Here is an 11,734-nt window from a genome sequence, read left to right on the forward strand (position 1 = left end):
ACGGAAACCGACTCCGATGAAACGGCATATTCCCAATTTGATTACCCTGTTGAACGTTCTTTGCGGTTGTATAGCAACCGTATTTGCCGTGGCCAATGTGTTGGAAATGGCAGCGCTTTTTGTTTGTTTGGGTATTTTCTTTGACTTTCTGGATGGATTGGCCGCTAGATTATTGCATGTGAAGAGTGAATTGGGCGTTCAGCTGGATTCTTTGGCAGATATGATAACAAGTGGCTTGGTACCGGGTATCGTCATGTTTCAATTATTGAATATGTCCGAACTGGGTGGGTGGAATATGACCGCTAAGGTTTCCTTGGCCGGGAATGCCGATGTTTCTTTTCTACCTTTTTTTGGATTTCTGATTACCTTGGCCTCTGCCTACCGTTTGGCCAAGTTCAATATCGATGAAAATCAAGCCACATCATTTATAGGGTTGCCCACACCGGCAAATGCCTTATTGATTATCTCACTTCCATTGATTCTGTTGTACCAGAATAATGATATGCTCAATACTATTATTCTTGATCAATGGTTTTTGATAGGTTTAACCCTTTTGAGTGGGTATTTATTAAATTCAAGGATTGAGCTTTTTGCCCTTAAATTTGAAAATTGGAATTTTAAGGATAATGCCCTACGCTACATTTTCATTATTATAAGCTTTGTGTTATTGATTACGATGCGGTTTCTGGGCATACCTCTTATTGTTATTTTTTACGTGTTAGGCTCTTTGGTCCAAAACTTGAATGCCGAAAACAAATAGAAATTGGATACCATAGAATATATAAAGTTCAATAAGGCGCATTTTAGCGAATGGCGCAAAATGTCCTTAGAGCTTTTTCCTGGATACGCAACGGATCATTTGGAAAGAGATTTGCTTCAGGTCATAGAATCGGATAACCAGGAGACCTTTTTTGCCAAAGATAAGGAGGGGATAATCGGTTTTATCAACGTATCGATTAGGTATGACTACGTAGAGGGCTCCAATTCCTCACCGGTAGGTTATATTGAGGCGATTTTCATTAAACCCGATTATAGAAAGCACGGCGTTGCACGAAAGTTGGTTGATTTAGGGGAGCAGTGGGTTCTGGAAAAAGGATGTACACAAATGGGTTCGGACACATGGGCTTCCAATAAGCATGCACGTAAATTTCATTTGGGATTGGGTTTTAAGGAAGAGGATACCTTGGTGCACTATATAAAGAATCTGAAAACGGATTCTTGATCGCTTATGATGGATATTGATTAAAAATCCAACTTTTTCTTCCGAAGTTCAAAATTCTGTCCCAAGTAGACCTTTCGAACCATTTCATCCGCTGCCAAATCTTCAGGGATACCGGATTTTAGGATGCCGCCTTCAAACATGAGATAGGACCGTTCCGTGATGGCCAAGGTTTCCTGTACGTTATGATCCGTAATGAGTATGCCAATATTCTTATTTTTTAACTGGGCCACAATACGCTGTATGTCCTCCACGGCTACGGGGTCAACACCAGCAAAGGGTTCGTCCAAAAGGATAAATTTGGGATCTGTAGCAAGTGCCCTGGCAATTTCGGTACGCCTACGTTCCCCACCAGAAAGTAGGTCCCCACGATTCTTGCGTATATGGCCCAAACCGAATTCATCAATAAGGGATTCCATCTTCATGAGCTGTTCCTTTTTGCTCAATTTGGTAAGCTGCAATACGCTAAGAATATTTTTTTCAATGCTTAATTTCCTGAATACGGAGGCTTCTTGCGCCAAATAGCCAATACCGTTCTGTGCTCTTTTGTACATAGGAAATTTGGTAATTTCCATGTCATTTAGGAATATTCTTCCATCATTGGGTTTAATAAGCCCAACGATCATGTAGAAGCATGTGGTCTTACCAGCGCCATTGGGCCCCAACAGACCCACAATTTCACCTTGGTTTACTTCCAAGGAAATTCCCTTTACCACTTTTCGGCCCCGGTAGGCTTTCATGATGTTTTCGGCTCTTAGCTTCATTTCCTCTATTTCAGGTTTCTAGTCTCGTGTTTCAAGTTTTTGATGGCCTTACATTGCATATAATGAACAAACTAAAACAAAAGAAACAAGAAACTTTTGAAATGCTTTAGTATTTAGGTCTTTTTTAACCCCGCCTCTTTGCTTTTCATTTCCTTCTTCGCCTCCCGTCTTAAAACTACTTTGGAAATATAAATGCTAACCTGATAGAGGATCAATACAGGAAATGCAACGATAATCTGGCTGGTAACATCTGGAGGTGTAATTACCGCAGATAGGATCAATACGATTACTAGCGCTATTTTTCTGTACTTTTTGAGAATTTCCGGGGTTACCAGGCCTACTTTGGTCAAAAAATAGATAATAATGGGCAGTTCAAAAAGAACACCGCAGGCAATAACCGACGTCCTTACCGCACCAATGTACGAGCTAAGATCAAACTCGTTGAGGACCAGTTCGCTTACCTGGTAGGTTCCCAAAAAATTTATGGAAAGCGGTGCTACCACGTAGTACCCAAACAAGACCCCCATAAAAAATAAGAGGGAGGCAACGGAGATAAAACCTTTGGAATGTTTTCTTTCATTGGGGTGAAGCCCAGGGCTAATAAACCGCCACATTTCGTAAAGTACATAAGGGAACCCTACAATAAATCCTACCCAGATGGCCGTCCATATATCCGCGGAGAATTGCCCGCCCATGGTACGGCTTTGTATGGTAAATGGTAATTTATCCGCGCAGAAATCAGATTCTATACCCAAAAAAGTTGCAGCCTTACAGAAAAATCGATAGGTTGGGAAATCCATTTGTGAAGGGCCGAATATGATGACATCAAAAACAAAACCGCTCATCACAAAGGCCACACATCCAATGATTACAATAGCTAGGGTAGAACGTATTAAATGCCAGCGCAATTCTTCCAAATGGTCCAAAAAGGACATTTCATTAGGGTTTTTGTCTACTTTTTTTGCCATTAGAGTATTCCTTCATTGATTAAATTGTGCAAATGTACTACCCCTACATATTTACTCCCCTCAACTGCCAATACTTGGGATATGCCTTTGTCCTGCATTAGTTCCAATGCTTTTATGGCCAAGACATCGGTTTCAATGGTCTTTGGATTCAATGTCATGATATCCTTTGCCGTAAGTCCATTGATGTTATCGTATTTATTCAACATTCTCCGGATATCCCCGTCCGTAACAATACCAACAATCTCATCGTCCTTAATGACAGCACTTACACCAAGCATTTTTTCGGAAATCTCCACAATGACCTTTTTTACATCGGTATCCATTTCAACTTGAGGACGTTGATTGTTTTGGGCAATATCGGCTACCCTTAAATAAAGCCGCTTCCCCAAGGATCCTCCGGGATGGTACTTGGCAAAATCCTTACTGCTAAAACCCTTAAGTTCCAGTAGGCATATGGCCAAGGCATCTCCCATGACCAATTGGGCCGTGGTACTTGTTGTAGGAGCCAGATTATTTGGGCAGGCTTCCTTGGCTACAAAGGTATTTAGGACAAAATCTGACTGTTTGGCCAAAAATGAATCCAAATTACCGGTCATCCCGATTAATTTATTTTTGCCTCGCTTTATGAGAGGAACCAGCATTTTAATTTCAGGGGTACTACCACTTTTTGAAATACAGATGACCACATCGTTTTCCTGTATGGTGCCCAAATCGCCGTGAATGGCATCTCCAGCATGCATAAAAATGGCCGGGGTTCCCGTAGAATTTAAGGTGGCCGATATTTTAGAGGCGATTATGGCGCTCTTACCAATGCCGGAAACGATCACCCTGCCTTTGGATTTTATGATACATTCAACCGCACCTGGGAAATCATTGTTCAATAAAGAGGCCAGATGTCCAATGGACTTACTTTCCGTTTCAAAAGTTTTTTTTGCCAAGTCCAGTATGGCTTCGTTTTTGCTCAACCTTAGTGTATAAATTGTAGATGGTATTCCTAAAAGAATGCTATATTTAAGTTTACAAAATTACGTAAACTTAATTTTATGGAATACTTTATATTTTAATAAAGTTAAATAGAACAAAAAGCGTTTTGAATTTTAAAAATACGTATCTTAAGTAATTGAAATTTTGACTACGCGCTAATTCAACTATTTATAAAATGCAAAAAAACGGTATGGTTTCGAATGGACTGGACCTTCATGCCTCTTTAAAAAAATACTTCGGTTTTTCACAATTCAAAGGACTTCAGGAAGAGGTCATCAAAAATATAATCCAAGGAAATAACACTTTTGTAATCATGCCCACGGGCGGCGGCAAATCATTGTGCTACCAGCTCCCTGCCCTGATGCAAGAAGGAACGGCCATAGTAGTGTCCCCGCTCATCGCCTTGATGAAAAACCAAGTAGACGCTCTCCGGGGCGTTTCTTCCAATAACGGGGTGGCCCATGTACTCAATTCCTCCCTGACCAAAAACGAGGTAAAACAGGTGAAATTGGATATTACAGAAGGAGTAACAAAACTACTGTATGTTGCACCGGAGTCCCTGACCAAAGATGAATATGTAGACTTTTTGCAATCTGTAAAGATTTCCTTTGTTGCCGTTGATGAGGCACATTGCATCTCCGAATGGGGGCACGATTTTAGACCGGAGTATCGTAACTTGAAGACCATAGTAAATCGTTTGGGAGATGCCATTCCTATGATTGGACTTACCGCTACAGCGACCCCAAAGGTACAGGAAGATATCATAAAGAATTTGGGAATTATGGATGCCAAAGTCTTTAAAGCCTCCTTTAATAGGCCCAATCTTTTTTATGAGGTACGACCAAAGACCGAAAACGTGGATGCGGACATTATCCGTTTTGTAAAGCAAAATACGGGAAAATCCGGAATTATTTATTGCCTTAGCAGAAAGCGCGTGGAAGAGCTGGCACAGGTATTACAGGTGAATGGCATCAGTGCCGTTCCCTATCATGCAGGATTTGATGCAAAAACACGTTCCAAGTACCAGGATATGTTCTTAATGGAAGATGTGGATGTCGTTGTCGCGACCATTGCCTTTGGAATGGGAATAGACAAGCCGGATGTGCGTTTTGTTATTCACCATGATATTCCGAAGAGTATTGAGAGTTATTATCAGGAAACAGGTCGGGCAGGAAGGGATGGTGGTGAAGGCCATTGCCTCGCCTTTTATTCATACAAGGATATTGAAAAACTTGAAAAGTTCATGTCCGGGAAGCCCGTAGCCGAACAAGAGATAGGAAACGCCCTCTTACAAGAAGTGGTCGCCTATGCGGAGACTTCCATGTCCCGAAGAAAGTTTATGTTGCATTATTTTGGGGAAGCGTTCGATGAGATACACGGTGAGGGGGCCGATATGGATGACAACACTAGAAACCCCAAGGAGAAGCAGGAGGCCAAGGAAGATGTAATAAAACTTTTAAAGGCGGTCCAGGGGACCAATGAAAAATTCAAGTCCAAAGAAATCGTAAACACATTAAGGGGCAAGGTAAATGCGCTTATATCCTCTCATAAAACGGATGAGAAACCGGTCTTCGGTATTGGTTCGGACAAAGATAAAAATCATTGGATGGCACTGATACGTCAGGTCTTGGTTGCTGGACTCCTAAAAAAGGAAATAGAGCAATACGGGATTTTGCATGTAACACAAAAGGGAAAGGATTTCTTAAAGGCCCCCACATCCTTTATGATGACCAAAGACCATGTATATAATAAGGCCACCGATGATGCCATTGTGAGTGCAGCGAGTAAAGGCGGCATAGCCGATGAAAAACTGCTAAAACAGTTAAAGGCCCTGAGAAAGTCCCAGGCAGGCAAGTTGGGCGTTCCACCTTTCGTGGTCTTTCAGGATCCCTCCTTGCAAGATATGGCTTTGAAATATCCCATTTCCATGGAGGAATTATTGAATATCCATGGGGTAGGGGAAGGCAAGGCCAAAAAATATGGGAAACCTTTTATAGAAATGATAGCTGCTTATGTAGCAGAAAACGATGTTGTTCGCCCGGATGATTTGGTCGTAAAAAGTACAGGGGCCAACTCCGGTCTAAAGCTTTATATTATTCAAAACGTAGACCGCAAATTACCCTTGAGCGACATTGCTTCGGCGAAGGGTCTTGAAATTCCGGACCTAATAAAGGAAATGGAACAAATTGTATTTAGCGGTACCAAATTGAACCTAGGGTATTGGATCGATGAAATTTTGGATGAGGATCAACAAGAGGAGATACACGATTACTTTTTGGAGGCCGAAACGGATAACATAGACGATGCCATGGAGGAGTTCGACGGAGATTATGAAGATGATGAACTACGGTTATACCGTTTAAAGTTTATTAGTGAAGTGGCCAACTAGCCCTTGTGGAAAGTATTATTCCAAGGGTCTTTCTAGGAGCTGTAACGTCATATCCTCTGTATTTAATCGGGCCTTAACCCCAATGGGAAAGGTAAGGTTTTGGGCCACATGGCCAAAGCTCATCCCATATACCGAAGGTATTTTTAAAGGCCCTATTCTATCCATAATCACTTCTTTTAAACTAAAGGAGTTAGGATTGGTAGATGAATTACAACCTGCACTTACACCAAAAAGTATACCTGCGGCCTTGGAAAATGACCTGCCCGCCAGTAACTGTGTCAACATACGGTCTATACGATAGGGAGCTTCTTCAACATCCTCGATACAGACAAGGGCATTTGTAAAATCAATTTCATGGGGTGTCCCGATAAGTGTGTTGATAAGAGTTAGGCTACCACCTAACAGTTTGCCCTCTCCTATACCAGGAGTGATGACATAACGTTCGTATTCAGGATTCTTCTTTAAACGTTGATTTTCAATTTTGGCATTTTGGATGAGCAATTGATCTTTGGGATACATTACTACGCTTTGTAATTGCTCAATACTATAAGGGTCGTTGAGTGTACTCCCTACAGGGCCATGAAAGGTAATAAGTCCGGTTTCTTTGAAGATACCGTTCAGAAGCGCCGTAATATCGCTAAAACCGATTAAGACCTTAGGATTTTTTTTTATGTTTTCATAGTCCAACATATGCATAATCCGGGTACAACCATATCCTCCTCTGGCACATAGAATACCACCTACATCGGGATTGGCAAACATGTGATTTACATCTTTGGCCCTTTCGGCATCGGTATTGCTAAAATAGCCATGCTTTGACAAGATACGTTCTGTATGATAGGGAATAAGGCCCATTGCCATTAGCGTAGTCTTTGCCTCTTCCAGAACTTCCTCATTTATGGCATAGCCAGGGGCGATTAAACCCACTACATCACCTTTACGTAATCGGGCGGGGAAAATGCGTTCGTCCTCGAAAACAAAATTACTATTGCCGAACACATTATTTGGGAATATCATTGTAGCAGATATACCAAGAGCCGAACCAATAAATTGTCTTCTTTTTTGCATGGGTTTGTATAAAAACAACGTCAAAGTAATAAATTTAAACAAGACCAAATACGCAGAAACATACTTTTGAAGCAGGTGGGCTTGGATTTATGTGATTTAGACACCACTGCTATTTGCGCGGATATAACACTTGGATTATGAGTCAACTTTGAAAAATAACAAAAGCCGCTGAAAAAATATGTTCTTCAACGGCTTTTCATATGTATCGTTACCCGATAGTTTTAAGGAGCAGATGCTCCACCCTTGGATTTAGCCCTTCTTAATTGTCGCTGTATTTTTTTAATAGCGGATTCAATGGATTTTTCGGGTTCTATAATATTGTATTCTCCCCAGAAATCAGGATCGGAAAAACCATTGGCCGCTTCGGCCAAAATAATAGAGGATCTCATTCTTTCCTTCGATTTTGGAAACTCACTGGCCAAATTCTTCTCCCAGTCGGTTACGGCCATTTCACAAGTCATACTATAGACTGAATTAAATAGTCTTTTATCCCAATTGACCTTGAATTCCAAGAGCACATTACTATAACCATAGTACCATTTGCCATTTTTTTCTCTGTAATCCACCCTGTAAGCTACTTCTGTAGGCCATACTTTGGCATTCCTTGGTTTTCTGCGCACAAACATTCTCGAGGCCAGATTCTTATCGGTAATATTAAGTGAAAATATGGCACTGGTAAGAATCTTGTTCTCAACATCTATATATAGTTTCCCCTTATAAAGTGGTTCTGGAATACTATTGTGCTGTTCAAAATTAACTACGTAAATAAGCTTCTCATTGACCCTGGTGGAACGATCAAAGCTGAATACGTACTTACCTATCGACTCTTCGGTAAAGATATACTCCGGATATTTCATAACATCCACGAACAAAGTATTGAAAGGTCCTCCCTGCAGCTTTAAGGCCACCGTGTCCAATTTGCTATAATCCGTACTTTTTCTGGATTTGTACAATTGCACGGCATCCTTACGTGGTGAAGTATATGGTGTTTTATAGATATTTACAACTGCTTCCGACAGGGAAACGTTTTTCCTTCTTTTTTTTATGGTTTCCCTATAAAAAGCTGTCATCAAAGTAGGGTCAACGAAGTAATTATCGCCCTTTCTTTTTAAGGTCTGTCTAACCAATTCGCCGGCATCCTTGGGAATTTCAATATTAACCTCGGAAAGTTCCATAACGGATACCTCCATTTGTATTTTATTGTTATTGTTGCCAAACTGGGCCAAGGGCACCATCTTATCCTTATATCCCAAGAAAGAAACAACGACGTTACCCTCCGTTATGTCCTTGGGCACTTTTAAGGCAAACTCGCCTTCCGTGTTGGTAATGGTACTTATATTGGTTCCCTCAATGGTCAAGGTGGCGAATACCAACGGTTTTTTGTTCGCCGCATCCATCACTTCTCCCTTATATTGATTGAAGGAAGTATCTTGTTGTTGGGCATCCTGGAAAAAAGCAGACGCCTTATGCGTTCCGGTTACCCCGATGAGAAACACTACTAATAATGCAGCCACTAGGGATTTGTTGGGTAATTGTATAAATTTTTGCATCGTGAATGATATTTGGCGCTAGAATAGTAAATTTAACTCTAAGGTAGTGATTTTTAACGAAATACTTTGTTAAAAAGATGGTAATAAACCATAATTTATTTGTACATTTTGAACATTGGCCCCAGTATTCTTCAAATCCAATTTTTAAGTCGAAATCTAACTAAGAAGTAGTCACCTACCTTCGGCGAAATGATACTATTTTTGAAGTTATCAAAAAATATGGCAGCTCTGTATTATTGACTTATTCTATTGGCAAAGTACCCTCCAATTCATGCAGTATTTTTCCCAAATGGTTTCGAATGAGTGAAAAATGACCTTCGTTTTCGAGCACTTGGAGCTTGGAATTGATTAACTCCGAATCCAAATGAATGCCCCTGTGGTAAGGGGACATTTTATCCTCGGTCCCATACCAAAGGAGAATGGGAGCATTTATGTCCTTAATTCGGAAGCCCCAATCGTTTACATATAGCTTCCATTCCTGTACTACTCCATCAATACCATTCTTATAGGCCTCAACACTACCATCGATAAATTCCCATCCATATTCCGGTCTTTGGGTCATAATTTCCCTATCCGGCAGCGGCAGATAATTCTGAAACTGTTTTAGACGGCTCTCCGGTTTTTTCAATAAGGTCTTAATGTCGTTCAGGATTACTTTTCGCAATCCGTTGTCATTTTTCCGGGAAGCCAACCAATGGATGAATTTTACGGGAGGCCACATATCCTTTAAACTACCTTTGTAATTATAAGGCGCAGCTCCACAAACTATGGCACTTTTGTGTATCCTATTTGGGATCTCATGGGCACATGCCAACACATGGGGCGACCCGCCGGATAGACCAAAAACTGAAAATTTTTTCAATTGCAGATGATCGGCAAGTTCGGTTACGTCCCTGGGCCAATCCAAGAAGGTCCTATTTTTCTTGAAGGAAGATAATCCAATACCCGGCCTATCCGGGGCAATGATCCGTATTCCCATATTTTGGGCCGTGCTATGCATAAAGGCAGAGGATAGCCTGCTTTCCTGTCCCCCATGAAAGTAAAATATTGGAAATCCTAACGGGTCTCCATATTCGGCATACCCTAATGTTCTGCCATCTTTGAGGATCAGCTTGTTGTCGGTTGCCATTCCCGATTTTACCATAGTATTCCCTTCACTTATTTGTGAGGAAACGATTAAGCTAGAAGCGGATACGGGCAATAGAAACAAATACACATAACCAAAAATTGGAAGTAGAAGTATAATTGTTGTTATTACAATAAGTGCAATTTTCAATTTCCTTTTCATGTTGACCGAAAGGTCGTTTAGATTATTCCTGCTTTTTATCTTTTGTTCCGTTCATCATGAGTCTTGGAAGAAGCCCTGACCAATCGGGAGATTTCATTAAGTTCATTTTGGCTAAGATACCGCCATTTCCCTACGGGAATATCCAAATTGACGTTCATTATACGGACACGTTTCAAGGTTTTTACCCGGTATCCCAAATATTCGCACATACGACGTATCTGTCTGTTTAAGCCTTGAGTCAGGATAATCTTAAATTCCTGGCGCCCTGTTTGTTCTACCCTGCATTTACGGGTCACCGTGTCCAGTATAGGTATTCCATTGGCCATTTTGTGTACAAAATCGTAGTCAATGGGCTTGTTAACAGTGACCAGATATTCCTTTTCATGACGGTTTCGAGCCCTAAGGATCTTGTTAACAATGTCCCCATCATTGGTAAGAAATATTAGACCCTCGCTCATTTTGTCCAAACGGCCAATAGGAAAAATACGTTTGGGATAACCGATAAAATCTATGATATTGTCTTTCTCCACCCGAGTGTCGGTAGTACAAACAATGCCCACAGGTTTGTTAAAGGCCAAATACACCGGTTTTTCCTTGGGTTCGGAAATGAGTTCCCCATCCACATGTACCGTATCGTTTTCGGAAATTTTAGAACCCATCTCCGGAATTTGCCCATTAACGGTCACCCGCCCTTGGCCGATAAGTTTGTCGGCCTCACGCCGAGAACAATAGCCTACTTCGCTTAGATACTTGTTAATCCGAACGGGTTTTAAGTCTGGCACTTGTAATAATTTGGAATGCGCAAAGATAGCGTTTTTGATTGGGCACAAGATGTGCAGGAAGTTCCCATTAATTTAGAAAAAGAAGCAATCCATCTTAAGCATGGCTTCCCTTAAAGTTCAAATACTTCAGTTTCTAAGGTTTCTGTGTCCAGAATGAGAAAAGTGGCCGGAATGGTCTTCAAGCTACCCCCATGGAACCCCATAAGTGTCCCAGGATTTATAAATAGGGTATTGTTTATGGTTTCATTGGATGATAGGTTATGATTGTGTCCGTAGCAGACCACATCGAAACCGCCATTTTCTGCCAATATCCTTGCCTTTTCCGGATAATGGTTCATAGCCAAGGACTTACCGGCCAATTCTCCCCTGAAGTAATCCCCATGTATGTTTATATTCGGATAATCTTTTGAGACCTTGATGAAGGCGGCCACATCACCATCGTTGTTGCCAAGTGCAATATGGATAGGTCGTGAATACCCTTGTCCAAATAGTTTAAGGATAAAGGGGGAACATAGATCCCCGCAGCACAGCATAGCTTCGGTAGCCTGAAATTCGGACATTTCCAAAACCTTTTGAAGGTTGTTCACATGATCGTGAATATCTGAGAGGATGGCAATTTTCATAGTACGGAAGATTAGGTTTAACGATTTAGATCTTTTTCAAATTTATCAATATTAAACTACAAAAACTTGTACGTACAAGTTGTATGGACTATCTTTAAC

At 41.0% G+C, this 11,734-nt stretch carries 11 protein-coding genes; 3 read left to right on the plus strand and 8 right to left on the minus strand.

Annotated features, from left to right (window positions below):
• The first annotated feature begins 16 nt into the window (after nt 1-16).
• On the plus strand, nt 17-760 hold the full coding sequence (locus tag D7Z94_RS17840) for a CDP-alcohol phosphatidyltransferase family protein (protein ID WP_120712910.1): 744 nt from the start codon (nt 17-19) through the stop codon (nt 758-760).
• Between the two features lie 3 nt (nt 761-763).
• A complete protein-coding gene (gene aac(6') / locus D7Z94_RS17845) occupies nt 764-1,222 on the plus strand; it encodes an aminoglycoside 6'-N-acetyltransferase (RefSeq protein ID WP_120712911.1) in 459 nt (152 codons plus the stop codon).
• A 20-nt stretch (nt 1,223-1,242) separates the two neighbouring features.
• Here aac(6') and lptB read toward each other — a convergent pair whose 3' ends face one another.
• The 3 genes from lptB to D7Z94_RS17860 form a co-directional block, all read right to left on the minus strand.
• Complete coding sequence (gene lptB / locus D7Z94_RS17850; protein WP_120712912.1) at nt 1,243-1,983, minus strand: LPS export ABC transporter ATP-binding protein; 741 nt, start codon at nt 1,981-1,983, stop codon at nt 1,243-1,245.
• A gap of 113 nt (nt 1,984-2,096) precedes the next feature.
• Nucleotides 2,097-2,951 (minus strand): twin-arginine translocase subunit TatC, encoded by an 855-nt coding sequence (tatC, locus tag D7Z94_RS17855; RefSeq protein ID WP_120712913.1) that lies wholly within the window; start codon nt 2,949-2,951, stop codon nt 2,097-2,099.
• A complete protein-coding gene (locus D7Z94_RS17860; protein WP_120712914.1) occupies nt 2,951-3,916 on the minus strand; it encodes a KpsF/GutQ family sugar-phosphate isomerase in 966 nt (321 codons plus the stop codon). Before D7Z94_RS17860 ends, tatC begins: the two co-directional genes overlap by 1 nt.
• Before the next feature lie 194 nt (nt 3,917-4,110).
• Here D7Z94_RS17860 and recQ point away from each other — a divergent pair, with 194 nt between their 5' ends.
• Nucleotides 4,111-6,324, plus strand: a complete 2,214-nt coding sequence (gene recQ / locus D7Z94_RS17865; protein WP_394347446.1) for a DNA helicase RecQ — start codon at nt 4,111-4,113, stop codon at nt 6,322-6,324.
• Nucleotides 6,325-6,339: 15 nt separating this feature from the next.
• On the opposite strand, the gene D7Z94_RS17870 is transcribed toward recQ, so the two are convergent.
• From D7Z94_RS17870 to D7Z94_RS17890, 5 genes are all read right to left on the minus strand, one after another.
• Nucleotides 6,340-7,392 carry a S66 peptidase family protein gene (locus D7Z94_RS17870; protein WP_120712915.1) on the minus strand — a complete coding sequence of 351 codons (1,053 nt, stop codon included), beginning with the start codon at nt 7,390-7,392 and terminating at the stop codon, nt 6,340-6,342.
• Between the two features lie 221 nt (nt 7,393-7,613).
• On the minus strand, nt 7,614-8,942 hold the full coding sequence (locus D7Z94_RS17875; protein WP_120712916.1) for a carboxypeptidase-like regulatory domain-containing protein: 1,329 nt from the start codon (nt 8,940-8,942) through the stop codon (nt 7,614-7,616).
• Between the two features lie 241 nt (nt 8,943-9,183).
• Nucleotides 9,184-10,230 carry an alpha/beta fold hydrolase gene (locus D7Z94_RS17880; protein WP_120712917.1) on the minus strand — a complete coding sequence of 349 codons (1,047 nt, stop codon included), beginning with the start codon at nt 10,228-10,230 and terminating at the stop codon, nt 9,184-9,186.
• 35 nt (nt 10,231-10,265) lie between these two features.
• Nucleotides 10,266-11,012 carry a 23S rRNA pseudouridine(2604) synthase RluF gene (gene rluF / locus D7Z94_RS17885; RefSeq protein ID WP_120712918.1) on the minus strand — a complete coding sequence of 249 codons (747 nt, stop codon included), beginning with the start codon at nt 11,010-11,012 and terminating at the stop codon, nt 10,266-10,268.
• Nucleotides 11,013-11,122: 110 nt separating this feature from the next.
• A complete protein-coding gene (locus D7Z94_RS17890; protein ID WP_120712919.1) occupies nt 11,123-11,635 on the minus strand; it encodes a YfcE family phosphodiesterase in 513 nt (170 codons plus the stop codon).
• Nucleotides 11,636-11,734: the final 99 nt, after the last annotated feature.

The sequence above is a fragment of the Ulvibacterium marinum genome, assembly GCF_003626755.1.
GTDB classification, from domain to species: domain Bacteria; phylum Bacteroidota; class Bacteroidia; order Flavobacteriales; family Flavobacteriaceae; genus Ulvibacterium; species Ulvibacterium marinum.